Source organism: Rhodococcus sp. USK10, from assembly GCF_019378875.1.
GTDB lineage: Bacteria > Actinomycetota > Actinomycetes > Mycobacteriales > Mycobacteriaceae > Rhodococcus_F > Rhodococcus_F pseudokoreensis.
On record NZ_CP076048.1, the window covers coordinates 6,731,878 to 6,756,610 of the forward strand.

A 24,733-nucleotide genomic window follows, 5' to 3' on the forward strand; every position below is an offset into this window, starting at 1 on the left:
GCCCGGTCAGTACGGGTCGAACTGAATGTTCTCGGTGGGGGTCCCGGTGTCGCGGAGCCGGTCGAGGGTGGCGCGGACCATCGCCGCCGAACCGCACACCAGCACCTGGTGCTCGGTGAACGCGCCGTAGGACGTGACGACGTCGGGCAGCGAGCCCTCGATGAGGTCGTCCTCGGTGAACCCCACGTCCACTCTGGTGCGCTCGTACCATTCGTCGGTCCAGTCCGGATTGGCGACGTTCTCCACCACCGGAATGACGGTGAGCCACGGCAGATTCTGCAGCAGCAGGTACAGCATGTCGGACGCGTAGAGATCGCGCGGTGTCCGATCGCCCGTGAACAGGAACACCCGCGGTGGATTCGGCCTGCGCGACAGGTCCAGCAGGATCGACCGGAACGGGGCGAGGCCGGTGCCGCCGGCGATCATGATGACGTCCGGTCCGTCCTCGTCGACGGTCATCGTGCCGCGCGGTTCGAGGATCTGCCACTGGTCGCCCGGCGAGGTCCCCGTGACGATGTCGCCGCTGACCCAGCCGCCCGGCACCGTGCGGACGTGGAATTCGAGTTTGCCGTCCAGCGACGGCGGCAGGGCGGGGGAGAGCCTGCGCAGCAGCCGCGGATTCTGGGGCACGCTCACGTCCACGTACTGCCCCGGCTCGAACGGGACGTAGTCCCCGACGAGGCGGACGACGGCGAGGTCGTGCCGCAGTCGGTGATGTTCGACGACGGTGCTGGTCCAGGTGGTCTGCGTGGCTTGCATGGCGTGATGCTCTCCCGACGGTCGAACCGGATGGCGGATGGGCAGGGGCTGGCTGCGCGACTAGATCAGGGGGTCGTGGCGTATCAGCTCGGGCGGGGTGCCGCCGCCCTGCAGGGCGTACACGGTGGTCTTGATCATTGCCGGTGAACCGGAGATCTGGATCTGCCGGTCCGCCCACGACCCGAACCGCGCGACCACCCGGCCCAGCTGGCCCTGGAGTCGCTGATGCAACCCCGGCGGCGCCTCGGGGGCGGGACTCGTGTGCCACCACGGGTCTTCGTCCTCCTCGGAGACGGGGACCACGGTCAGCCACGGATTGCTCAGCGACAGGTGCCACAGGGTCTCGATGTCGTACAGGTCGCACGGGTACTTGCCGCCCACGAACATGTGGACGCGCGGGTTGTTCGACCGCATCGCCATTTCCATCACCTGGGCGCGCAGCGGCGCGATGCCCGTCCCCGAACCGATCATCAGGACGTCCTGCCCGCTGTCGCGGTCCACCTCCAGCCCGCCGAGCGGCGAGCTGAGCAGCCAGCGGTCGCCGACCTGCGTCTCGTTCACGATGGCCGGACTCACCCACCCGCCCGACACCCGTCGCACGTGGAATTCGAGCTGTCCGTACGGGTTGGCGGGGATGGCCGCCGACAGGTACCGCCACATCCGGGGGCGCTGCGGGATCTGGACGCTGAGGTACTGGCCCGCGCCGTAGGGGATGGGGGAGTCGGTCTCGAGCCGGACGATCGCGAGGTCGTCGAGGCGGCGTTCGTGATCGACGACGGTGGCGCCCCAGGCGGCGGGCAGGTCGTCGTTGTCCGCGGCGTCGGCCATCGTGTTCAGGAGGAGGTCGAGCAGGTCCGTCCACGCCGCGGTCAGCGACGGCGTCCAGATGGCCTGGGTGAAGGAGCTCTGCACGGCGACCAGCAGCGCATGGCCCGACGCGAAGTAGTGCCTGCCCTCGACGCCGTACTTGCGGTGGTCACGGCCGAGCTGGGCCAGGAAACCGAGGATCCGGTCTGCGTCCTCGAGGTTGTCGATGACGTACTGCAGCGCCTGGAACAGGCGATGACTCTGCTGGTCCATCGCCGCCGGGAAGAGCGCGCGGAATTCGGGGTGTTCGGCGAACAGGGTGGCGTAGAACGTGGTGGTGAGCCGATTGTGGCCGTGTTCGGTGGACACGATCGACGAAAAGCTGGCGCGCAGACGCGAAATCACGAGTGGGTCGAGGCAATCTCGTGTCAAGCCGTCCCCTGCCTCCGTGCCTGCTGATTTCGAACACCCGCATTCTAGCCGTCCTCCGCGCAGTACCCCGGGTTACGGCGCCGGCCGGTTCGGCCTCCGAACCCGGCATTTCGGCGGGTCGCTATTGAGCCGTGACCACCGGCAGGGCACGATGTGCATCGATAATCGGACCGGGTTACCGAGGGGGGCTCCATGCGAGTTGGTGTTGCGCGGAATCGGGGTCGGTTTCGCGCGGGGGTACGCAGCGCCGGCTCGGTTCGACGCGTGGGCACCGTCGTGCTGGCGGTCGGCGCCCTGATGGCGTCGAGCATCGGAACGATCGCCTCCGCGGAACCCCGGGCGACGGTCGAGTCGATCACGGCCGACGAGGCGCCCGACGGTTCGCGGTTGGTCGAGGTCACCCCGGTCGGCGAATCGCAGATGAACTTCACCGTCCACTCGACGGCCATGGACAAGGACGTCATCGTCCGGGTCATCCGGGCCGCGTCCGGGAAGCGTCCCACCGTGTACATGCTCGGCGGCGTCGAGGGGAACTCGGAACAGTTCGGCTGGGAGCAGAAGGCGGACGTCGAGAAGTTCTTCTCCGACAAGGACGTCAACGTGGTCATCCCGTTCGGTGGCCAGTCCAGTTACTACGCCGACTGGCAGCGCGACGATCCCGAACTCGGGCGGAACAAGTGGCAGACGTTCCTGACGAAGGAACTGCCGCCCATCGTCGACTCTGCGCTCGACACGACCGGCAGGAACGCGATCGCCGGGCTGTCCATGTCGGCCACCAGCGTGCTCAACCTCGCGATCTCCAAGCCCGGGCTGTATCAGAGCGTCGGCGCCTACAGCGGGTGCGCGATGACGAGCGACCCGGTGGCCCGCCGATTCGTCGAGATCACGGTCGCGGACTTCGGCGGCAACCCGGAGAACATGTGGGGTGCGGCCGACGATCCGCTGTGGGCCGCGAACGATCCGTACGTCAACGCCGAGAAACTCCGGGGGACCACCCTCTACATCTCCAACGGCAGCGGACTGCCGGGACCGTACGACACCCTCGACGCCCGGACCGTCGGCGGCGACCGCCGCGCCCTCGCGACGCAGGTGGTGGTCGGCGGTGTCATCGAGGCCGTGACCAACGACTGCACGATGCGGCTCGCGGAGAAACTCCGGGCCCTCGACATTCCCGCCACCGTCGACCTCCGGCCGGTGGGCACCCACTCGTGGGGGTATTGGCGTGACGACCTCACCACGTCCTGGCCGATGATGGGTGCCGCGATCGGGGCGTGATTTCCCGCCCCGCAGAGCGTCGCGGGGCGAGATGATGGGGTAGTCAGAAAAAATTCAAAGTTGAGCGGAACAGACTCAACTCTTCGTGCGTTAAGAAGATGACAGCGTCGCCACGTGCCACCCGGCCCCGGCGGCGAACCGCTCTACAACGCCAGAAGAGGTGACCAGTGGACTCGTTCAATCCGACCACCAAGACCCAGGCCGCGTTGACCGCTGCGCTCCAGTCGGCGTCGTCGGCCGGTAATCCCGACATCAGGCCCGCGCATCTGCTCGTGGCCCTGCTCGACCAGACCGACGGCATCGCCGCCCCGCTGCTCAAGGCGGTCGGCGTCGACCCCGCCGCGGTCCACCGCGAAGCGCAGAATCTCGTCGACCGGCTGCCCAAGACGACGGGTGCCACCACCACACCGCAGCTCGGTCGCGAGGCCCTCGCCGCACTCACTGCAGCACAGCACCTCGCCACCGAACTCGACGACGAGTACGTGTCGACGGAACACCTGATGGTCGGACTCGCATCGGGTGAGTCGGACGTGGCCGGGCTGCTCGGCAGGCACGGCGCCACCCCCGAGGCGCTGCGCGACGCGTTCACCACCGTCCGCGGCAGTGCTCGTGTCACCAGCCCGGATCCCGAAGGGACTTACCAGGCGCTCGAGAAGTACTCCACCGACCTCACGGCCCTCGCCCGCAACGGCAAGCTGGACCCGGTGATCGGCCGCGACAACGAGATCCGCCGTGTCGTGCAGGTCCTCAGCCGCCGCACCAAGAACAACCCGGTGCTGATCGGTGAGCCCGGCGTCGGCAAGACCGCCATCGTCGAGGGGCTGGCGCAGCGCATCGTGCAGGGCGACGTCCCCGAATCGCTGCGCGGCAAGTCGGTGATCTCCCTCGACCTCGGATCGATGGTCGCCGGAGCCAAGTATCGCGGCGAATTCGAGGAGCGGCTCAAGGCCGTCCTCGACGACATCAAGAACTCGGCCGGTCAGGTCATCACGTTCATCGACGAACTCCACACCATCGTCGGTGCGGGTGCCACCGGTGAGTCGGCGATGGACGCCGGCAACATGATCAAGCCGATGCTCGCCCGCGGTGAGCTGCGGCTCGTCGGCGCGACCACCCTCGAGGAGTACCGCAAGTACATCGAGAAGGACGCCGCCCTCGAACGCCGCTTCCAGCAGGTGCTCGTCGGCGAACCGTCCGTCGAGGACACCGTCGGCATCCTGCGCGGGCTCAAGGAGCGGTACGAGGTGCACCACGGGGTGCGCATCACCGACTCCGCGCTCGTCGCCGCCGCCACGCTCAGCGACCGCTACATCACGTCCCGGTTCCTGCCGGACAAGGCGATCGACCTCGTGGACGAGGCCGCGTCCCGGCTGCGGATGGAGATCGACTCGCGACCCGAGGAGATCGACACCGTCGAACGCATCGTCCGCCGCCTCGAGATCGAGGAGATGGCGCTGCAGAAGGAATCCGACGCGGCGTCCAAGGACCGGCTGGAGAAGCTGCGTCAGGAACTGGCCGACGAACGGGAGAAGCTCAATCAGCTGACCACCCGCTGGCAGAACGAGAAGCAGGCCATCGACTCCGTCCGCGGAGTCAAGGTGCAGCTCGAGACGCTGCGAGGTGAGGAGGAACGCGCCGAACGCGACGGCGACCTCGGCCGGGCCGCGGAACTGCGCTACGGGCGGATCCCGCAGCTCGAGAAGGAACTCGAGCAGGCCGCCCGCGAGTCCGGTGCCGCCGCCGACGGCGACGTCATGCTCAAGGAGGAAGTGGGGCCCGACGACGTCGCCGACGTGGTCGCAGCATGGACCGGCATCCCCGCCGGCCGCATGATGGAGGGCGAGACCGCCAAGCTGCTGCGGATGGAATCCGAACTGGGCAAGCGGGTCGTCGGACAGGAAGAGGCCGTCGTCGCCGTGTCGGACGCCGTCCGCCGCGCCCGCGCCGGAGTCGCCGACCCCAACCGGCCCACCGGATCGTTCCTGTTCCTCGGACCGACCGGTGTCGGTAAGACGGAGCTCGCGAAGTCCCTCGCGGACTTCCTGTTCGACGACGAACGCGCCATGGTCCGCATCGACATGTCCGAGTACAGCGAGAAGCATTCGGTGGCCCGGCTCGTCGGCGCGCCGCCCGGCTACGTCGGGTACGAGGCGGGCGGCCAGCTCACCGAGGCCGTGCGACGGCGCCCGTACACGGTGGTGCTGTTCGACGAGGTGGAGAAGGCGCACCCCGACGTCTTCGACATCCTGCTCGCCGTCCTCGACGAAGGCAGGCTGACGGACGGTCAGGGGCGCACGGTCGACTTCCGCAACACCATCCTGATCCTCACGTCCAACCTCGGTGCGGGCGGATCGCGGGAGCAGGTGATGGATGCGGTGCGGCACGCGTTCAAGCCGGAGTTCATCAACCGGCTCGACGACGTCGTGATCTTCGAACCGCTCACCGAGGAGCAGCTCGAGTCGATCGTCGACATCCAGCTCGACCAGCTGTCCCGCCGGCTCGCGGCGCGGCGGCTGACGCTGGACGTATCCGACTCGGCCCGCTTCTGGCTGGCCGTCCGCGGCTACGACCCCATGTACGGGGCCAGGCCGCTGCGCAGGCTGATCCAGCAGGCGATCGGCGACCAGCTCGCGAAGCTGCTGCTGGCCGGCGACGTCAAGGACGGTGACACCGTCCCCGTGAAGGTGTCCGAGACCGGGGACGCGCTCGTCCTCGGTTGACCCCCAGGTGAGTGGCACGGTGTGCTCCCGCACGCCGTGCCACTCACCTGTGTTTTCACAGGGGAGTCTTAAGTTTCGCCGTTACCCTGGATCGTCCGTAACCGCTGGACACCGGCCACACGAACCCGAGGGAGGGGCCGATCATGACGAACCCCGACGATCCGCGCACCCCGCAGGAGCGCGCGTACGACGGCACGGAGTCGTGGACGACCGACGATTCGGAGTCGTGGACGACCGACGATTCGGCGTCGCGGGCGCATGACGATTCCGCGTCGCGGGCTCGTGACGAGGACCCGACGCAGGCGTGGTCGCGGCAGGACCAGCCGACCGAGCACCTCGGCTCGTCGGACCAGGACCACCGCACCCAGTACCTGGGGTCCGCCGCCGGACCGACCGAGCAGTTCTACACGTCCGACCCGACCGCGGCGTACGGGCAGAACCAGCCCAATCCGACGCAGGCGTACCCGACCTACGACCCGCGGTTCGACCAGCAGGCTCCGCCGCCGAACGCCACGCAGGCGTATCCGCCGTACGAGGCTCAGCAGTACCAGGGCGGGTATCCGACGGGGCAGTATCCGAACGCCCAGTACCCAGGATCGCAGTACCCGCCGGGCCAGTACCCGGGATCGCAGCACCAGGCGCCGGTCGCGGAGGCCGCCGAGGAGAAGAAGCCGCGCCGGATCGGCACGTGGATCGCGGCCGCCGCTGCCGCGCTGCTGCTGATCGCGGTCATCGGCTTCGGCGTCGCCCTGTTCACGACGGCGCCGAACAACTCGTCGAGCACCACCGCGGCGGGTCCCACGACGTCCCGCCCGCCGGCCACCACCGCGCCGCCGAAGGCGACCACGCCGCCACCGTCGAGCACGACCGAGTCGCCGCTCGATCAACTTCCCGGCGGAATCGGCGAGGCCATCGGGGCTGCGGGCGCCGCGTTCGGAACGATCAGCACCAACGACGGTTCCACGCTCACCCTCGACGCCCTCGGTGGTTCGAAGCTGACGGTCCAGACCAACGCGCAGACCAACGTGATCGCACTCGACGGCACCACGGTCGCCGACCTGAAGCCCGGATTCACCGTCATGGTGCAGGGGACGAAGGTCGAGAACGGCACGATGATGGCCGAGACGATCATCAGCACCGAGCTGCCCAAGCTCGGTGGCAACTGAGCCCACCCGTGCCGGCGGACACGGCCGTCGGGCCGGTTCGGGCAAAACCGACACGGGGTGTCCCGGCACCGCCTACCCTCGTTACGCCCTCGACTCGCTAGGCTGATCATCGATGACCGGAATGTGGTTCTTACTGGCGTTGATCGCACTCGCAGGCGCGTGCGCGTTGCTCTATTTCGATCGCTCGCGTCGTGATCAGACGGGTCGTGTGCGGCAGATCTGGGCCAAGGCCCAGGGCTACACGTACGACAACGTCGAAGAGCGGCTGCCCGCCCAGTTCCATCGGGCCGCGCTGGCCAAGCAGGAGTACCTCAGCGCCATCGACGTGGTGAAGGGCGAACGCCGCGGCGAGTCGTTCATCCTGTTCGACCTCGAGGAGACCGCGACCATTGTCGCGGTGCGCCGCCGGGTGGGTTCGGACGTCGACATCGACCTCCGCCTCAAGTCGACCCCGCCACCGAAGGACTCGGACCTCGACCTCCTCGGCGCCATCGGACCGCGCGTCGTGTTCGCCACCGACCTCGAGATCGCGCGCAGGGTCTGCGATCAGCGGATGGTGGCGTTCACCGAGTCGGTGCCGCCGCACGTGAACATGCTGTGGAGCGAGGGCGAGTGGACCCTCGGTTTGCTGCCCATCGGCAGCAGCGGCCGGGAGTGGGATTCGGCCATCGAGGCCGTCGCCCGGCTGTCCGGCATCCTGCACGTCCTGCCCCCGGTCACCGAGCCGAGCGGACTCGACCGTGGCCATCACGACCCGAGCAGGCCGCGACTGCGTGACGGCGCCCCCGTCGAATCGCGCCCCGCACCGGAGAAACGCCCCGCACCGGAGAAACGCCCCGCACCGCAGGGACGTCCGGCACCGCAGGGGCGCCCCGCGTCGCAGGGACGTCCTACGCAGCAGGGTCGTCCCGCACCACAGGCGCGTCCCGCATCCCAGGGACGGCCGACCCCGGAAACGCGCTCGGCCACACCGCCACGTCCCGCACCGCAGGACCGTCCCGCGCCGCCGCCGGGCGCTCCGCGCTCGTGAGTGCCTGACGAGTCCCTGGACTCGTTAACCGCGCACAGGCGCGCAGCGCCTTGCTACCGTCACCGGTATGTCGACGCCCCCCAGCTCAGCCCGACCCGTTGCCCTCGTCACCGGCCCGACGTCGGGGCTCGGTGCCGGTTTCGCGAGGAAGTTCGCGTCCCTCGGTTACGACCTCGTGCTCGTCGCGCGTGACGACACCCGCCTGCACGCCCTCGCCGACGAGATGAAGGCGCTGTTCGACACCGAGTCCGAGATCCTGCAGGCCGATCTGGCGACGGCGTCCGGGCGCGAGGAGGTGGCGCAACGCCTCGGGAAGGGTGTCGAGGTACTGGTCAACAACGCCGGATTCGGCACGTCGGGCGAATTCTGGACCGCGACGCCGGAGCTGTTGCAGTCCCAACTGGACGTGAACGTGACCGCCGTCATGCAGCTGACCCGTGCGGCGTTGCCCGGCATGATCGCGTCGGCGAACGGCACCGTCATCAACGTGGCGAGCGTCGCGGGACTGCTGTCCGGGCGGGGGTCGACCTATTCGGCGAGCAAGGCGTACGTGATCTCGTTCTCCGAGGGATTGGCGAACGGGCTGGGCGGCACGGGTGTGCGGATCCAGGCGCTGTGCCCGGGATTCATCCGCACCGAGTTCCACGAGCGCGCGGGCATCGAGATGAGTTCGATTCCGAATGCGATGTGGCTGAGCGTCGACCAGGTCGTCGCGGCGTCGCTGTCCGATCTCGAGGCAGGCAAGGTCGTGAGCGTCCCCGGCCTCCAGTACAAGGTGCTGACGACCGCCGGGCGTCTCGTCCCGAAGAGTCTGGTCCGGCGGCTGACCAACGTGTTCGGCCGGGGGCGTGCCCGCACGTAGAGGTGGGTAGGGTTTCGGGCATGAGTGATCGCGAGGATCTGGCCGCGTTGGTGCGCGAGCTGGCTGTTGTGCACGGCAAGGTGACGTTGTCTTCGGGCAAGGAAGCCGACTACTACGTGGACCTTCGCCGCGCCACGCTGCATCACGAGGCGGGCCCGCTGATCGGGAAGTTGCTGCGTGAACTGGTGGCGGACTGGGATTTCGACGCCGTCGGAGGGCTGACGATGGGCGCCGACCCGGTGGCGATGGCCGTGATGCACGCACCGGGCAGGCCGATCGACTCGTTCGTGGTGCGCAAGGCCGCGAAGGCGCACGGAATGCAGCGGCAGATCGAGGGACCGGACGTCGTCGGCAAGCGTGTCCTCGTGGTCGAGGACACCACCACTACGGGCAACTCGCCGCTCACCGCGGTGAAGGCACTGCGCGACGTGGGGGCGATCGTCGTGGGTGTCGCGACCGTCGTCGACCGGGCGACCGGCGCGGGCGACGTGATCGCGGCCGAGGGTCTCGAGTACCGTTCGCTTCTCGGTCTTCCCGACCTGAACCTCTGACAGGTGAGTGGCAAAGTGTGCTCGCGCACGCTTTGCCACTCACGTCAGGGAGTCAGTCGGCGTCGCCGGCCGTGACGGCCAGTGCCTCGTCGACGCTGTGCGGTTCGGGATCGTGCTCGTCGACGTGGGCGAGGACCTTGCGGCCGGTCGCGAGGACGAGGATCGCGGCGGCGGTGCACACCGCGCCGACCCAGAACGGCAGGTGAATGTTGCTCTCACCGAGCTTGCCCGCGACCCACGGTGCCGCGGCCCCGCCGACGAAGCGGACGAAGCTGTAGGCCGCGGACGCCGTCGACCGCTCGACGGGGGCGGAGATCATCACGGTCTCGGTGATGAGGGTGTTGTTGACACCGAGGAACAGCCCGGCGAGGACGACGCCGACGATGAGCACGGTCTTGTTGTCGGTGAACGCCGCCATCATGGCGAGGTCGAGGGCGAACAACGCGAGGGCCACCATCATCATCGGCAGCGTGCCGAAGCGCCGCTGCAGGCGAGGGGCGAGGAACACCGACGCGACGGCCAGTGCGAGACCCCATCCGAAGAAGATGAATCCGATCGAGTACGTGCCCATGTCCAGCGGGAACGGCGTGTACGCGAGCAGGGTGAAGAAGCCGTAGTTGTAGAGCAACGCGGTGATCGCGACGGTGAGCAGGCCGCGGTGGCGCAGGGCGAGGAACGGCGCGGCGATCGACGTGCGATGCTCCGGTTTGGGGGCGGACGGCAGCATCACGATGATCAGGATGAACGCGACGGCCATGAGGGCTGCGACGCCGAAGAACGGTGCGCGCCAGCTGATGTTGCCGAGGACACCGCCGACCAGCGGGCCGACGGCGATGCCGATGCCCAGCGCGGCCTCGTAGAGGATGATGGCCCGCGCGACGCCGCCGCTGGCCGCGCCGACGATGGCGGCGAGTGCGGTCGCGATGAACAGGGCGTTGCCCAGTCCCCAGCCGGCGCGGAAGCCGACGATCTGGGCGATGGTGCCGGAGCTTCCGGCCAGCGCCGCGAACACGACGATGACGGCGAGACCGGTCAGAAGTGTCTTCTTGGCGCCGATCCGGCTCGACACAACACCGGTGATGAGCATCGCGACACCGGTGACCAGCATGTAACTGGTGAACAGCAGCGACACCTGGGAGGGGGTCGCGTCCAGCTGTTCGCCGATCGGCTTGAGGATGGGGTCGACGAGCCCGATGCCCATGAACGCGATGACGCTGGCGAAGGCTACGGCCCACACCGACTTCGGCTGGTGGAGGAGGCTCGGTGGTGCCTCGCTGCTGTTCGTGACGGTTGCGGTCGTGGTGCTCACGGCCACCTCCTTCGATGTGTTTCGGGGTGGATGGGTCGTCAGGCGAGGGCCGACGACTTGACGATCGAACGCAGTTCCGCCAGGCCCTGCGTCAGTCGTTCGAGCTGCTCGGGTTCGAGGTCCGCGAAGTGCGGGGCGAGGGCGCCCGCGATCTCGCCCCGGGCCACGGTCAGCCAGTCGCGTCCGGGATCGGTGATGGACACCCGGACTGCGCGGGCGTCGTCCGGATCGGGCCGGCGGGCCACGTATCCGCGATCAGCGAGCTTTTGGAGCAGGGCGGTCGCGGACGGTTGCGAGCAGCGGTCGATGCGGGCGAATTCGCTGATGCGGAGTACGCCGTGGTCATCGAGCAGGGCGAGGGCACGTACCCACGGCCGGGGATGGTCCTCGGATCCGAAGGAGCTCGCGAGCCTGGTGAATCGGTGAGAATTCGTGACCAGGTCGACGAGCAGGCTCTGCAGCCGCGTGTCGTCGTCCATGCAAAACATATTACATAGGCTAACTAACTATGTACACCGGCGCCGGCTGTTCCACCTGTCACGCGAGGGTGAACGGCGAGCGCGCAGTGAGTCAGGCCGACCGGCGCGCGACTTCCTCCACCTGACGCCGCAGCGTGGCGTCGGTGTGGCGGATCGCCTGGGCGACGAAGGGCTCGATGATCCTGCCGAGCGCCTTGCCCGCGAGCCCGCCGGGCAGGTCGTAGCGGAAATCGACCATCAGGCGGGTCTCGGTCTCGCCGACGGCCTCGAACTGCCACCGCGAGTGCGTGTACAGGCCGTCGATCGATTCGAGCTCGATCAGCGAATTGCGTTCCCATCCGGTGACCTTCACGACCGAACCGAGGGTCTTGGGGCCGATCTTCATCGCGGCGTCGTAGACGGCTCCGAGCCCGCGATCCTGTTCGCCGATCGGGTCGAACTTCGTGATCCCGAACATCCAGGACGGGACGTGGCGATAGTCGTCGACGTAGTCGAACGCGCCCGCGACGGGTGCGCCGGCGACAGCAGTGTGATGGATCTCGATCATCGTGACTTTCCTGACGGGTGAGGTGAGGGGGACGGCTGTGTCCGGTACGGCCGGACGGCGTAGTTCTCGAGGTCGAAACGGGCGAGGCGGCGGCGCAGGGACCCGGTGGACCATGGCCACGCGGCGAAGTTCCTGCCGTCGGCGTCGAGGTAGTAGCTGCTGCACCCGCCGTTGTTGAACACGGTCGGCTCCAGGCCCTTCTGCACCGCGTCGTTGAACCGGCGGAACGGCTGGTCGCGGACCTCGAGCACTTCGATGCCCTGCCGCTCCGCCTTGGTGATTCCGTCGATCACGTAGTCGAGCTGGGTTTCGGCCAGGCCGAGGAACGAGTTGTACACCAGGATGTTCGGTCCGAGCATGATGTACGCGTTCGGTGCGCCGGGTGTCGTGGTGGCCAGATAGGCCTCGGGGCTCTTCGACCATTTTTCGGACAGCAGTGCCCCGTCGCGTCCGCGGATCCGGCTCGCGATCGGCGGATGGCTCACGTCGAAACCGGTGCCGAAGATGATGACGTCGACCTCGCGCCGGGTGCCGTCGGCTCCCACGACGACGCGTCCGTCGACCTCGGTGAGGGCGTGCGGGATCAACTCGACGTTGCTCTTCGTCAGGGCCGGGAGATATGTGTTGGACAGCAGTAGTCGCTTGCATCCGAGTGTGAAGTTCGGGGTCAGTGCCGCACGGAGCGCCGGGTCCGGCACCTGCCGGGCGAGCCAGCGGGTGCCGAGGGGGTTGAGGAGCCGGGCGGTGCGTTCGCGGCGCATCGCACAGGAGAGCGTCCGCAGGACGACGTCGAGGATCTGTCGCAACGCGCGCTGCGCCGCGGGGACGCGGGAGAACACCGACTGCGCGAGCCGGGGGAACGGGAAGTCCAGGCGTGGCACCACCCAGGCCGGGGTGCGCTGGAACACGTGCAGCGCCTCGACGTCCGGCTGGATCTCGGGGATGAACTGCACGGCGGACGCGCCCGTGCCGACGACCGCGACACGTTTTCCCGTGAGATCGACGTCGTGGTTCCAGCGGGCCGAGTGGAAGATGTCGCCGCCGAAGCCGTCGATGCCGGGCACCGCGGGAGTGCTGGGTTCGGTGATCGGGCCCGCCGCGAAGATCACGTGCTGGGCGACGATCGTGCCCCGGCTGGTGTCGAGGATCCAGCGTCGGCGCTCGTCGGACCACACGGCCTCGTGGAGTTCGGTCTGCATCGAGATCCTGGACTGCACGTCGAACTCGGCGACGGTGTCCTCGATGTAGGACAGCAGTTCCGGCTGGAGTGCGAAGTTGCTGCGCCATCGCGGGTTGGGGTTGAACGAGAACGAGTACACCGGTGCCGGAATGTCGACACCGCACCCGGGGTACGTGTTCTCGCGCCACACGCCGCCGACGCGATCGGACTTCTCCAGGACGACGAAGTCCGTGATGCCCACGCGTTCGAGCTTGACCGCGGCGGCGATCCCCGACAGGCCGGCGCCTACCACGACGACGCGCACGTGCCGCTCGTCTTCGCTGCTCGCGGGTGCTGCGGCGTGCTCGGGGGTTGTCGCGGTCATGGTCGCTTCCCTGGGGCGGATACGGAACCTGCGCCGTCAGTCCATTTAACTGAGACGTTGTGTCACAGTAAAAGGAGTGAGGCGCCTTGGCAAGTGCCCGGCAATCATTTGCGTCTTGACTTATATAAGCGAAGGCTGAAATATGATCGACATGCACGCCTTCGACGTACTCGGCGATCCGGTCCGACGCCGGATCCTCGAGCTGATCGCGGACGACGAGAAGACGTCCGGTGCGGTCAGTGACGTCATCCGTGCCGAGTTCGGAATCTCGCAACCGGCTGTGTCGCAGCACCTGAAGGTTCTGCGGGAGAACGGTTTCGCCACCGTCCGGAGCGACGGTCCGCGAAGGCTGTACGTGGTGGAGACCGAACCGCTCCGCGACATCGACGCGTGGCTCGGCCAGTTCCGGCGGTTCTGGACGCCGCGGCTCGACGCACTGGCCACGGAGATCGCGCGGGGGCGGCGCGAACAACGACTGTCCGGCGAGGACGGCACAGACCCGAAGCAAGGGAGCGATCGATGATCGAAGTGACGGAACAGATCAACGCGGTACGCCGGTCGGTGGGCAGCCGGACGCTCGAGGCGGGCGAGGCCCGCATCGTGACGATCGGCCGCACCTACGACGCCACGGTGGAGGAAATGTGGGAGGCCTGCACCACCGCCGAGCGGATCCCGCGGTGGTTCATGCCGGTGACGGGCGACCTGCGGCTGCACGGTCGCTACCAGCTGGAAGGCAACGCCGGCGGCGAGATCCTCACGTGTGATCCGCCCAACGGATTCACCGCGACCTGGGAGTACGGCGGCGACGTCAGCTGGATCGACGTGTCCGTCACCGCGGATCCGGCCGGGGGTGCCCGCTTCGAGCTTCGGCACACGGCGCACGTCGACGACAAGTTCTGGGACGAATACGGGCCCGGCGCGACCGGCGTCGGATGGGAACTCGGGGTTCTGGGGCTGTTCCTGTATCTGGGGACGGGGAAGTCGATGGACCCGAAGGAGAGCGAGGCCTGGTCGGCGAGCGACGAGGGCAAGGCGTTCATCACCGCGAGCAGCGAGCGGTGGCGGGACGCGAGCATCGCGTTCGGGACTCCGGAAGCCGCGGCGACCGCGGCAGGCGATCGGACCACCGCGTTCTACACGGGAGCCGAGCCCCCGGCAGGCTGAAGCAGGTTTTGGAAGAATGGCGTGCGTGACCGAGCGCAAACCTCCCGGGGTGAGCTTCGAGAGCTGGATCGACAAGCAGATCCGGCTCGCTCAGGAGCGCGGCGACTTCGACGATCTCCCCGGCGCGGGCAAGCCGATTCCGGTGGGCGACGTCGACGACGAACTGTGGTGGGTGAAGAACTACCTGCGGCGCGAGAATCTGCCCACCGACTCGTTGCTCCCCACGCCGCTGCAGTTGCGCAAGGAGATCGAGCGACTGCCCGACACGATCCGTGGAATCCCGTCCGAGCAGGCAGTGCGGGACGTGGTGGCGCAGCTCAACCTGCAGATCGTCGAGTGGTTGCGGGCGCCGTCCGGTCCGAGGATCCCGGTGAGCCCGGTCGACGCGGACGAGGTCGTCGCGACCTGGCGGCAGCAGAAGCAGTCGTGCGGAAGCCGCAGCAGACAGCGCCCCCGAATTCGCAACCGGAGCCGGTACCGGACCCGCCCCCGGCGGTCAGGCGGTGGTGGCGGCGGGGACGGTGACCGATCATCCCTTCCGGAAATCACCCGGTTCCATCACCCGGGACACGAGCAGTCCGGCGATCAGTCCCCAGAAGGCCGCGCCGATGTTGAGGAACTGCACGTTCGAGACGGTCACGAGAAACGTCACGAGGGCGCCGAGTGTGTATCGGGAGCCGAACGCCGCGACGAACGACCCCTGTAGTGCCCGGAGCATCGCCAGGCCGCCGAGCGTCGCGACGAACGCGGCCGGGGTGGCCAGCATCAGCTGAACGAACAGCGGGGCGAACAGGCCGACGACCACGGCGAGCAGTCCGCAGACGACGGCCGCCGTGTACTGCCGGGTGCGCTGCCCCGACGCCACCAGCAGGGCGTTGGTCGGCCCCGTCAGGCACGTCGACACGGCTCCGACGGCGGCGGTGGCGAGGGACCAGACCCCGCACAGGACGGTGCCGACGTTCATCGGCGGCTTGTGGCCTGCGGACGTCAGCACGGCCGCACCCTGGCCGTTCTGCACGACGATGACCGTGATCGCCAGCGGGACGACCAGTTCCGTGATCGCCTGCCAGGTGAACTGCGGGGCCTGGAACATCGGCGCCGCGATCCACGGTGTGCCCGTGCCGGTGGGGTGGAAGCGGCCCGTGACCGCGACCGTGGCCACCCCGACGAGCAGCGCGCCGAGGATCGGGGGCATCCACCGGCCGAGCGCGGCGCGGGACGCGAGGAGGACGAAGGCGACGACCATCGGAACGGCCACGGCCGCATCGGTTCCCACGGCGTGAACGAGGTCGGTCCCGAACTTCAGGAAGACGCCGGCGACCATGGCCATGACGATCGGCATCGGGAGCATCGCCATGACCTGACGCACCCGCCCGGTCAGGCCGAGGGCGAGGATCAGGAGCCCGGTGACGAGGAACGCCCCGAGCACCTCCGGCCACGACAGGTGGGTGAGCGAGCCGCCGACGATGATCGTCCCGGGGATCGTCCAGAAGAACGCGAGTGGCTGACGGTACAGCCAGCTGGCGAGGACGGTGAGGATGCCGTTGAGGAAGAAGACGCCGAAGATCCACGACGCCATCTGCCCGGGCGACAGTCCGCCCGCGGAACCGGCGGCCAGGATGACGGCCACGGGACCGGTCGCGGAGAAGATCAGCCCGATCAGCCCGTTGGCGGCGTAGGCGCCACCGAGGTCGCGGAGCAGGCGGCGGGGGCCGGCGGGCGGCCACGGCGGTCGTTCGAAGCGAGGGGGGCGCGTCTGCGCGTCTTCGCTGCGGGTCGGTTCCTCGGTGGTCGTCATGAGGCCTTCCTGCTCGGGCGATGCTCACGATGTACGCATAGCGGACAGAACCTCCGCTCTGCGTACACATGGTGTGGTCCGGATCATAACGACTCGCGCCGGGCCGTCCAACCCTGGGTGGAGTGCATTCCATCCCTGGGGGAAGCGACACACGGCCGCCGCCGCGACAGACTCGTAAGCGTCGACCCGACACCATCCGCACGACCGATCATGCGAAGAAGGGCCACATGGTGGAACTCAGCCGAAATCCCCGAGAGCGAAGGGCCGTGTACGCGCGGCGCACCACGATGGCACTGGAGGGCGAACCACGATCAGCTGTCGAACGAACGTCGACGTTCCTGGCCTACGGCCTGCTGGCATTGTTCGGCGGCCTCGGCATCTTCGGAACCATCTGCTCCGTCGACGCGATTCCGGACGGCGCCCGCATCGCCGTCGTCCAGCCGGCGCCGACGCAGTCGCATCCGCTCGACCTGCCGCAACCGGCGCCGGACGGTCCCGAGGAACCCGCCCACACCGGCGTCTGAGTCAGGACGCGACGTCGTCGCGCAGTGCCGCGAGTTCGAGCAGGCGCGGCAGTATGTCCGGCGACGCGATCGAGGGCAGCAGCAGGTCCCACATGTCGGCCAGCCGCTCGTACAGGTCGGCACGCCCGGTCAGCGCCTCGGACACCAACTGCATACCTGTGAACGAACTGACCAGGAAACGGGCCAGTGCCGCGGGATCGACGGTCGCGCGCAGTTCCCCGGCCTCCCTTGCCTTGCCCGCGAGTGCGACGAGGGTGTCGGTCCAGTCGATGTACGGATCGGTGGCCGGGCCGCGGGACGTCCCGAGTTCCAGGGTCAGTCGCACACCCGCCCGCACGATCGGCTCGGTCAGCAGCTGGCGCGCCATCTCCTTGGCGCACAACAGGATCGCCTCCGTCGGTGACTGGGCCGTCGCGAGCACGCGCTGCGCCGCCAGCATCGCCATCGCGTGCTGTTCCTTGATCACCGCCCAGGCCAGCGCCTCCTTGGACTCGAAGTGAAAGTACAAGGCGCCCTTCGTCACGTCGGCGTAGGAGAGGATGCCGCTGAGGCTCGCGCCGCCGTACCCGAGCTTCTCGAAGCTCAGTGCCGCACCCTCGAGTACTTGATGGCGGGTGGCCGCCGCGCGCGCCTGTTTTGCCATCACCTGTGCCTCACAATCGCGGATTCTCCGTCGCATCCACTTTCCAGTCAACCACTGTTCGGACCGGTAACCTCGGCACATCCGAAAGCGTGGGAGGAAGACGTGAAGTCGAAGAACAACTGGGGTGTCGAGCACGCGGTGTTCGCCGGTGCGACGCTTGCCACCGTGGTCGGAGCCGTCACCGGGCGGGAACGGTTGCAGCGGGTGGCGAAGCCACTGATCGCGCCCGCGCTCGCTGCCCGGGTGCTGCGGCGGCGCGCGGACACCGACCCCGCCGACGTCGCGCTCCTCCTCGCCGGTCTCACCGCCGCGACCGTGGGGGACGTCTTCATGATCGACCCCGACGACGACGCCCGCCTCGTGCGCGGCGCGTCCTCGTTCGCCGTCATGCAGGTCGGCTACTCCGCGCTGCTGCTGCGCCGCGGCGCCCGGCCCACCGTCCCCGCGTTGCTGCCCCGGCTCGCGGGATGGGCGGGCGCGGCAGCGCTTCTCCGCAGGCGCGCGAAGGAGGTCGCCGGACCGTTGACCACGTACGGCGCGCTGCTCGGCACCACGTCGACCCTCTCGGCCGACCCGTCCCTCGCGCCCGGCGCCGACGTTGTCGCGAATGTGGCCGTGCCGGGAACCGACCGGCGCAGCTGGCTCGGCGTGGGCGGGATGCTGTTCACCGCGTCCGACGGTCTGATCGTGGTGCGGCGCTTGTTCATCCGGGGAGAACGGGGGAGGGCCGCCGCCGAAGGGGCGATCCTCGCCAGCTATGCGGCGGCCCAGCTGCTGCTCGTCGAGGGGATGCTCGCGCTCGGGCGCCGCCGGATCACGGGCAGAGCATGATGTGGTCCCGGTCCTCCGGGTCCACCAGGATGGTGATCGTCTCGCCGGGCACGAATCGTGTCGCGTTCTCCCGCCGCACCTCGTACACCACCCGTCCGGCGTAACTCTCCGATCCCGGCACGGTCAGTCGGAGGTCCAGTTCGGTGAGCTCTCCGTCGTCCGGGGTGCGGCGCAGGGGCGTGACGTGCTCGATGCGGGCCCAGCCCTCGAGGCCGTGGCGTTCGAGTTTGCGGTCGGCGCGGCTGGGCCGCCCGGCCGCCATCATCCCGAATCCCAGCGCCGAGCCGAAGGCCGCGACCAATCCCATGATCTGGTACGGGATGGTGGCCGGCGGGGTGTGCTGGATCAACCATCCCAGCCAGACGGCGAGGACGACGACGTAGCCGACCGTGACGAAGCAGACCGTCCGCACGATGCGCTGATGATTCATCGAATGCCTCCACCTCCAGGTTAACCCGTCCCGGCCTCGCCGAAGGGGCCCCGCTGCCGCACTGCCGTTAGAGTGCAGTGTCGGCAGCAGGTAAGTATGTGTGGAGGTGGCCGTATGGCGTGGCGTCGGGTGTCGTTGGTGTGTCTGAGCATTGGCTCGGCCATGATGCTCGCAGGGTGTGGTGGGTCCTCGGACGCGGTGGCTCCGCCGGCGTCCACGACGACGGCCGCGGCCCCTGTGACCACCACCACGACGACGGTTCCGCCGACCACCACGACCACGACCGTTGCGCCGCCGCCGCCGACGACGACGGAAGCGCCGACCACGACGCTCGTCGACGTCCCGTACGAGCACAACGAGTCGTACTTCTTCACTTCTCCGGACGGCGGGTTCCAGTGCGGCATCATCAAGCTGCCGAACCGCACCGAGGCCGGTTGCCAGGGGTCGACGAGCCCGGTGCCGCCGCGCCCCGACGACTGCATGGTCGACTGGGGTCACGGCATCCGCGTCGAGAACGACGGCGAGGCGTCGTTCATGTGCGCCGGCGGCCTCGTCTACACCTCGGGCGGCGACGAACCGGACGCGGCACTGCCCGCCGGGTCGAAACTGACCAAGCTCGGCTACACCTGCGGCACCACCGCCACGGCCGTCACGTGCACCAACGACGAGACGTCGCACGGATTCACCGTCGCCCTCGATTCGAACAAGACGTTCTGACGTCGTGAGCGGAGTCGAGACGGGCCTGGTGGGGGCCGAGGCCGTGGCCGAGGTCGCCGAGACGGGTCCCACCGAATGGGGTGAGAACCCGAACGGCGTCGGCCCGTGGACCGAGGAGCACGACACCCCGGCCCCCACCGACCCGCGGTACGACCCCGACCTGCTGGCCGGCGGCGATCGCCGCAACGTGGTCGACGCCTACCGCTACTGGACGCGGGAAGCGATCGTCGCAGACATCGACAGCCGTCGCCACCCGCTCCACGTGGCCATCGAGAACTTCGGGCACGACGCGAACATCGGGACGGTGGTTCGCACCGCCAACGCGTTCGCCGCCGCGGCGGTCCACATCGTGGGACGTCGACGCTGGAACCGGCGCGGCGCCATGGTCACCGACCGGTACCAGCATGTCCTCCACCACCCGGACGTCGACGGCCTCGTCGACTTCGCACGTGAGAGAGGTCTCACCATCGTGGCCGTCGACAACACGCCCGGGTCGGTGCCGCTCGAGACGGCGAACCTGCCCCGCGACTGCGTGCTCCTGTTCGGCCAGGAGGGGCCGGGAGTCACCGACCAGGCGAAAGAGGTTGCGGCGATGACGGTGTCGATTGCGCAATTCGGTTCCACCCGCAGCATCAACGCGGGTATCGCCGCGGGAATCGCGATGCATGCGTGGGTGCGTCAGCACGCCGACCTCGGTCGTGCGTGGTAGCGGAACCCTCGGCGGATAGGCAAGATCAACTCTTATGCAGGACTCGTGGTCGGCGCGCGCGGACGCCGCTGAAGAAGCGGTGGTGAGCAGGCACCTTCGCCGGCTGTGGGCGCTCCCGGGCACCACCCTGGGCGTCGTCGCCTGGCCTGCGGTGCGGCGCGAGCGACTGTTCTTCAGCTGGCACTACTGGTGGCAGGCCCACCTGCTCGACTGCGCCGTCGACGCCCTCGAACGCGACCCCACGCCGCGCCGTCGTCGCCGCATCGTGAAACTGGCGCGCAGCCACCGTCTGCGGAACATCTCGGGCTGGACCAACAACTATTACGACGACATGGCCTGGCTGGGAATCGCCCTCGAGCGTGCCCAGCGAATGCACTTCATAGACAACAGAAGTGCGGTGCAGGCGCTCGAATCCCAATTGTTCGACGCCTGGGCGCCCGAGGCGGGGGGCGGCATCCCGTGGCGGAAGGGCTCGAATTTCTACAACGCGCCCGCCAACGGACCGGCCGGGATCATGCTCGCCCGCACCGGAAAGCTGTGGCGCGCCCAGGCCACGGCCGACTGGATCGACGACACGTTGCGGGACGTGCACACCAACCTGATCGCCGACGGCATCCACCCGGGCGGCGAGATCGAGAGGAACATCTACTCCTACTGTCAGGGCGTCGTGCTCGGACTCGAAACCGAACTCGCCGTGCGCCTCGGCTCGCCCCGGCACCGCAACCGGACGCACCGGCTGGTCGACGCCATCGACGAACATCTCGCACCCCACGGCGTCATCGACGGCGGCGGTGGGGGAGACGGCGGCCTGTTCAACGGGATCCTCGCGCGGTATCTTGCGCTGGCCGCGGTGATGCTGCCGTGGGAGTCGCCCGCCGACATCCGGGCCCGGGAGATCGGCGCCCAGCTCGTGCTGACCTCCGCGGAATCGGCGTGGGAGAACCGGCTGCAGATCGAGGGGCAGCCGCTGTTCGGCCACGACTGGACCCGGCAGGCGCAGCTGCCGGGGATGGGCGGGGGAATCGCCACCTTCACCGGGGGCACCGTCCGCTCGTCCGGGATCCCGGAACGGGACATGTCCGTCCAGCTCGGTGGCTGGATGCTGATGGAGGCCGCGCACATGGTGTCCGCGGCGGGGTATCCGCGACGCTAGGCGACGGTTCGAATCACGCGAAAATTAACCGTATCGCCCCGGATTCGGCGCTGTTAGACAGTTCGTTATGTCAGATCAACAGCGGCAGCTGAGTCTCAACGCGTTCATCTACCCGGCCGGGCACCACGAGTCGGCGTGGCGGCACCCGCTCACGACGCCCGAGCGGCTGTACGACGTCTCGTACTTCCAGGAGATCGCGCGGACAGCGGAAGCCGCGAAGCTGGACGCGATCTTCTTCGCCGACGGCCCCGCCCTGCGCAGCGACGTCGAGCACGGTGCCGCCGGGGCCCTCGAGCCCATCACGCTGCTGACGGCCATCGCGACGGCCACCGAGCGGATCGGGCTGATCGCGACCGCGTCCACGACGTACTTCGAGCCCTACAACCTCGCGCGGCTGTTCGCGTCCCTCGACCACATCTCCCGCGGCCGGGCCGGCTGGAACATCGTGACCACCGGAACCGACGTGGCGGCCGCCAACTTCGGACTGTCCAGCCACCCGGACCACGCCGACCGGTACGCGCGGGCGCGGGAATTCGTCGACGCGACCGTCAAGCTGTGGGACAGCTGGGAGGACGACGCCATCCTGATCGACAAGGCCGCGGGCATCTACGCGGACCCGTCGAAGATCCACGAGATCAACTACGTCGGACGCCACCTGCGGGTGCGGGGACCGTTCAACGCGCCGCGCTCGCCGCAGGGACACCCGGTGCTGGTGCAGGCGGGTGCGTCCAACGAGGGCCGCGCGTTCGCGGGACAGTACGCCGAGGCCATCTTCACCGCGCACCAGCGGCTGTCGGACGGGCAGGCGTTCTACGCGGACGTCAAGCAGCGAGCGGTGCAGTTCGGCCGCAACCCGGAGCACGTGAAGATCCTTCCCGGCATCAGCCCGTTCCTCGGCGACACCGAGGCCGAGGCGCGGGATCTGGAGCGGGAATTCAACGAACTGACCTCGCCCGAGTACGGGATCGCCCAGCTCGAGGCGCTCACGGGATCGAGTGTGCGGCACCTCGATCTCGACGCCCCCGTGCCTGCCGGACTGTTCGGGGACGCCGGCGACGTCACGGACAACAAGCAGAGCCGTCTGCAGGTGATCGCCGGCATCGTCGAGCGGGAGAACCCGACGCTGCGCGGACTGCTGCACCGTCTCGCCGGGGCGCGTGGGCACCGGGTCGTCGTCGGGACGCCGGTGCAGGTGGCCGACACCATCGAGGAATGGTTCACGCAGGGCGCCGCGGACGGTTTCAACGTCATGCCGCCGTACTACCCAGGCGGTCTCGAGGTGTTCGCGCAGAAGGTGGTCCCGATCCTGCAGGAGCGCGGACTGTTCCGCACCGAGTACTCGGGCACCACACTGCGTGACCACTTCGGGTTGCCGCGCCCCGAGAGCCAGTACGCAGACGCGCCGGGCACCGTCGCGCTGTAGTCGCAGGGGCGGGGAACACTGGAGTTTAATGAAAACAGTTATCATTTTCTGATGACTGTCCTCCGGCCCCTCCCCGTCACCGTCCTGTCCGGCTTCCTCGGCGCGGGCAAGACCACCCTGCTCAACCATCTGCTCGCGAACCGGGACGGCAGGCGCGTCGCCGTCATCGTCAACGACATGAGCGACGTCAATATTGATGCCGCCCTCGTCGCCGGGCAGGGGCATCTCGACCGGACGGAGGAGAAACTCGTCGAGCTCACCAACGGCTGCATCTGCTGCACCCTGAGGGAAGACCTCGTCGAGGCGGTCGCGCGGCTGGCCAGGGAGGGCCGGTTCGACCATCTCGTCATCGAATCGACCGGCATCTCCGAGCCGATGCCCGTGGCCGCCACGTTCGACTGGGAGTTCGAGGACGGGTTCAGTCTCGGTTCGGTCGCCGCACTCGACACGATGGTGACGGTCGTGGATGCGTCGACGTTCCTCGGCGAACTGGCCAGGGGCGAACGCCTCGACGACCGGAACCTCGAGGCCGGGGACGGCGACGAGCGCAGCATCTCCGACCTCCTCGTCGATCAGGTGGAATTCGCCGACGTCATCCTGCTCAACAAGACGGATCTGGTGAGCGCGAGTGCCGCCGGCGCCGTCGAGGCGACCGTGCGCAGACTCAACCCCACCGCGACACTGCTGCGCACCACACGCGGCGTCGTCGATCCCGGTGAGGTGCTCGGAACCGGCCTGTACGACCCGGAGGCGTCGGCCGAGCTACCCGGGTGGGCGGAGGAACTGGCCGTGGGGCACACCCCGGAGACCGAGGAATACGGGATCCGCAGCGTCACCTACCGGGCGTCGCGGCCGTTCCACCCGGCCCGGCTCGAGCGGGCGCTGGGAACGTTCACCGGGCTGCTCCGGAGCAAGGGCTTCTGCTGGATCGCGAGCCGCCCCGACCTCGCCGCAGTCTGGTCGCAGGCCGGACCGAATCTCGTGATCGAACCCGCCCAGCTGTGGGCGTCCACGGACGAACGTCCGGGGCAGGAGATCGCGTTCATCGGAGTCCGACTCGACCCCGACGGCCCGCGGCGGATCCTCGACCCGGCGCTGCTCACCGACGAGGAACTGCGGTCAGGACCGGCGGAGTGGATGCGGTTCGACGACCCGCTGCCCGCGTGGGAGCCGGTGCACCGGCACTAGTCCAGTACTTCTTCGACGGCCACATCTTCGGGTGGCCGCGCCATCTCCTGCCGGTAGTGCCACACCCCGAGGGCCGTGCCGATCACCAGCAGTGTGACCATCCCGGCGAGCACCGCGGGCATCAGCCACGACACCCGGTCGAGGAACGAGCCGAAGTAGAAGCCGATGAGCAGCAGTACGGGCGCCCAGAAGATGGCGCCGATAGTGCTGGCGATCGTGTATTTGGTGTGGTTCATCTTGGCCGCACCGGCGACCAGCGGGCACAGAGTGCGGATCCACGGAATCCAGCGCGCGACGAGAACGGCCCAGAAGCCGTGCTTCTCCAGCAGCACATTCACCTTGTGGAGGTTGGCGTAGTTGAGATACTTCCCGCCCTTGCGGGCGTGGATGCGGTTGCCGGTGCGGTGACCGATGACGTACCCCACCTGGTTTCCGCAGACGGCGGCGATCATCGCGCCGACCGACAACGCCCACACGTGACCGGCGCCCGACGCATGGTTGGCCAGCACGATGCCCGCGGTGATCAGCATCGAGTCGCCGGGCAGGAACAGACCCAGGATCACCGCGCACTCGATGAACACGAACACGAGGACGACGACCCAGACCAGCGCTGGGCCGGCCGAGACGAGAGGCCCGAAGCTGCCTGCTGCCGTGGTGACCATCGTCAGTGCG

At 68.6% G+C, this 24,733-nt stretch carries 25 protein-coding genes and 1 pseudogene; 16 read left to right on the top strand and 10 right to left on the bottom strand.

What is annotated here, in order from left to right:
- Positions 1–6: 6 nt before the first annotated feature.
- Positions 7–759, bottom strand: coding sequence for an FAD-binding oxidoreductase (locus I1A62_RS37790; protein WP_219457392.1), 753 nt, complete (start codon positions 757–759; stop codon positions 7–9).
- Between the two features lie 60 nt (positions 760–819).
- Complete coding sequence (locus tag I1A62_RS37795) at positions 820–1,971, bottom strand: globin domain-containing protein (RefSeq protein WP_257890990.1); 1,152 nt, start codon at positions 1,969–1,971, stop codon at positions 820–822.
- A gap of 219 nt (positions 1,972–2,190) precedes the next feature.
- Between I1A62_RS37795 and I1A62_RS37800 the strand changes: the two genes are divergently transcribed.
- The 6 genes from I1A62_RS37800 to pyrE all read left to right on the top strand — a co-directional run bounded on the left by I1A62_RS37800 (position 2,191) and on the right by pyrE (position 9,602).
- Positions 2,191–3,273, top strand: coding sequence for an alpha/beta hydrolase (locus I1A62_RS37800; RefSeq protein WP_374710720.1), 1,083 nt, complete (start codon positions 2,191–2,193; stop codon positions 3,271–3,273).
- Between the two features lie 167 nt (positions 3,274–3,440).
- Positions 3,441–5,993, top strand: a complete 2,553-nt coding sequence (gene clpB, locus I1A62_RS37805; protein ID WP_219457396.1) for an ATP-dependent chaperone ClpB — start codon at positions 3,441–3,443, stop codon at positions 5,991–5,993.
- Between the two features lie 143 nt (positions 5,994–6,136).
- On the top strand, positions 6,137–7,159 hold the full coding sequence (locus I1A62_RS37810) for a hypothetical protein (RefSeq protein ID WP_219457397.1): 1,023 nt from the start codon (positions 6,137–6,139) through the stop codon (positions 7,157–7,159).
- A 121-nt stretch (positions 7,160–7,280) separates the two neighbouring features.
- Positions 7,281–8,189: a hypothetical protein gene (locus I1A62_RS37815; RefSeq protein ID WP_257890991.1), complete on the top strand. Its 909-nt coding sequence runs from the start codon at positions 7,281–7,283 to the stop codon at positions 8,187–8,189.
- Between the two features lie 67 nt (positions 8,190–8,256).
- Entirely contained in the window at positions 8,257–9,051 is a 795-nt protein-coding gene (locus I1A62_RS37820; protein WP_219457402.1) for an SDR family oxidoreductase, read from the top strand.
- A 20-nt stretch (positions 9,052–9,071) separates the two neighbouring features.
- On the top strand, positions 9,072–9,602 hold the full coding sequence (pyrE, locus tag I1A62_RS37825) for an orotate phosphoribosyltransferase (RefSeq protein ID WP_015889338.1): 531 nt from the start codon (positions 9,072–9,074) through the stop codon (positions 9,600–9,602).
- A 52-nt stretch (positions 9,603–9,654) separates the two neighbouring features.
- Here the strand turns inward: pyrE and I1A62_RS37830 are convergent, their stop codons facing one another.
- The 4 genes from I1A62_RS37830 to I1A62_RS37845 all read right to left on the bottom strand — a co-directional run bounded on the left by I1A62_RS37830 (position 9,655) and on the right by I1A62_RS37845 (position 13,481).
- The gene (locus I1A62_RS37830) at positions 9,655–10,917 is read right to left on the bottom strand and encodes an MFS transporter (protein WP_124389151.1); all 1,263 of its coding nucleotides are present in this window, start codon (positions 10,915–10,917) and stop codon (positions 9,655–9,657) included.
- Positions 10,918–10,949: 32 nt separating this feature from the next.
- A complete protein-coding gene (locus I1A62_RS37835) occupies positions 10,950–11,390 on the bottom strand; it encodes a MarR family winged helix-turn-helix transcriptional regulator (RefSeq protein ID WP_219457403.1) in 441 nt (146 codons plus the stop codon).
- Between the two features lie 91 nt (positions 11,391–11,481).
- Positions 11,482–11,937, bottom strand: coding sequence for an SRPBCC family protein (locus I1A62_RS37840; protein WP_124389153.1), 456 nt, complete (start codon positions 11,935–11,937; stop codon positions 11,482–11,484).
- Positions 11,934–13,481, bottom strand: a complete 1,548-nt coding sequence (locus tag I1A62_RS37845; protein WP_219457405.1) for an NAD(P)/FAD-dependent oxidoreductase — start codon at positions 13,479–13,481, stop codon at positions 11,934–11,936. Before I1A62_RS37845 ends, I1A62_RS37840 begins: the two co-directional genes overlap by 4 nt.
- Before the next feature lie 151 nt (positions 13,482–13,632).
- Here I1A62_RS37845 and I1A62_RS37850 point away from each other — a divergent pair, with 151 nt between their 5' ends.
- From I1A62_RS37850 to I1A62_RS37860, 3 genes and pseudogenes are all read left to right on the top strand, one after another.
- Entirely contained in the window at positions 13,633–14,004 is a 372-nt protein-coding gene (locus tag I1A62_RS37850; RefSeq protein WP_124389498.1) for a helix-turn-helix transcriptional regulator, read from the top strand.
- The gene (locus I1A62_RS37855; RefSeq protein WP_124389155.1) at positions 14,001–14,645 is read left to right on the top strand and encodes an SRPBCC family protein; all 645 of its coding nucleotides are present in this window, start codon (positions 14,001–14,003) and stop codon (positions 14,643–14,645) included. The genes I1A62_RS37850 and I1A62_RS37855 overlap by 4 nt, the downstream gene beginning before the upstream one ends.
- A gap of 16 nt (positions 14,646–14,661) precedes the next feature.
- A pseudogene (locus tag I1A62_RS37860) lies at positions 14,662–15,170 on the top strand (DUF1992 domain-containing protein).
- A 4-nt stretch (positions 15,171–15,174) separates the two neighbouring features.
- Here I1A62_RS37860 and I1A62_RS37865 read toward each other — a convergent pair.
- A complete protein-coding gene (locus I1A62_RS37865; protein ID WP_219457406.1) occupies positions 15,175–16,443 on the bottom strand; it encodes a benzoate/H(+) symporter BenE family transporter in 1,269 nt (422 codons plus the stop codon).
- A 227-nt stretch (positions 16,444–16,670) separates the two neighbouring features.
- On the opposite strand from I1A62_RS37865, the gene I1A62_RS37870 reads away from it, so the two are divergent.
- Positions 16,671–16,967 carry a hypothetical protein gene (locus I1A62_RS37870; RefSeq protein WP_087561401.1) on the top strand — a complete coding sequence of 99 codons (297 nt, stop codon included), beginning with the start codon at positions 16,671–16,673 and terminating at the stop codon, positions 16,965–16,967.
- A 1-nt stretch (position 16,968) separates the two neighbouring features.
- Here the strand turns inward: I1A62_RS37870 and I1A62_RS37875 are convergent, their stop codons facing one another.
- Entirely contained in the window at positions 16,969–17,610 is a 642-nt protein-coding gene (locus I1A62_RS37875) for a ScbR family autoregulator-binding transcription factor (protein ID WP_124389158.1), read from the bottom strand.
- A gap of 102 nt (positions 17,611–17,712) precedes the next feature.
- On the opposite strand from I1A62_RS37875, the gene I1A62_RS37880 reads away from it, so the two are divergent.
- Positions 17,713–18,441 carry a lysoplasmalogenase gene (locus I1A62_RS37880; protein WP_219457408.1) on the top strand — a complete coding sequence of 243 codons (729 nt, stop codon included), beginning with the start codon at positions 17,713–17,715 and terminating at the stop codon, positions 18,439–18,441.
- Here the strand turns inward: I1A62_RS37880 and I1A62_RS37885 are convergent.
- Complete coding sequence (locus I1A62_RS37885; protein WP_087561404.1) at positions 18,425–18,871, bottom strand: hypothetical protein; 447 nt, start codon at positions 18,869–18,871, stop codon at positions 18,425–18,427. The genes I1A62_RS37880 and I1A62_RS37885 overlap by 17 nt on opposite strands.
- 114 nt (positions 18,872–18,985) lie before the next feature.
- On the opposite strand from I1A62_RS37885, the gene I1A62_RS37890 reads away from it, so the two are divergent.
- From I1A62_RS37890 to I1A62_RS37910, 5 genes are all read left to right on the top strand, one after another.
- The gene (locus I1A62_RS37890; RefSeq protein WP_219457409.1) at positions 18,986–19,588 is read left to right on the top strand and encodes a hypothetical protein; all 603 of its coding nucleotides are present in this window, start codon (positions 18,986–18,988) and stop codon (positions 19,586–19,588) included.
- 4 nt (positions 19,589–19,592) lie between these two features.
- Complete coding sequence (locus I1A62_RS37895; protein WP_219457411.1) at positions 19,593–20,297, top strand: TrmH family RNA methyltransferase; 705 nt, start codon at positions 19,593–19,595, stop codon at positions 20,295–20,297.
- 34 nt (positions 20,298–20,331) lie between these two features.
- Positions 20,332–21,450 (top strand): glycoside hydrolase family 76 protein, encoded by a 1,119-nt coding sequence (locus I1A62_RS37900; RefSeq protein WP_219457413.1) that lies wholly within the window; start codon positions 20,332–20,334, stop codon positions 21,448–21,450.
- A gap of 67 nt (positions 21,451–21,517) precedes the next feature.
- A complete protein-coding gene (locus tag I1A62_RS37905) occupies positions 21,518–22,873 on the top strand; it encodes an LLM class flavin-dependent oxidoreductase (RefSeq protein ID WP_124389163.1) in 1,356 nt (451 codons plus the stop codon).
- A 51-nt stretch (positions 22,874–22,924) separates the two neighbouring features.
- Positions 22,925–24,061 carry a GTP-binding protein gene (locus I1A62_RS37910; RefSeq protein WP_124389164.1) on the top strand — a complete coding sequence of 379 codons (1,137 nt, stop codon included), beginning with the start codon at positions 22,925–22,927 and terminating at the stop codon, positions 24,059–24,061.
- On the opposite strand, the gene I1A62_RS37915 is transcribed toward I1A62_RS37910, so the two are convergent.
- A complete protein-coding gene (locus I1A62_RS37915) occupies positions 24,058–24,723 on the bottom strand; it encodes a DedA family protein (RefSeq protein WP_124389165.1) in 666 nt (221 codons plus the stop codon). The two genes, I1A62_RS37910 and I1A62_RS37915, sit on opposite strands and share 4 nt — an antisense overlap.
- Positions 24,724–24,733: the final 10 nt, after the last annotated feature.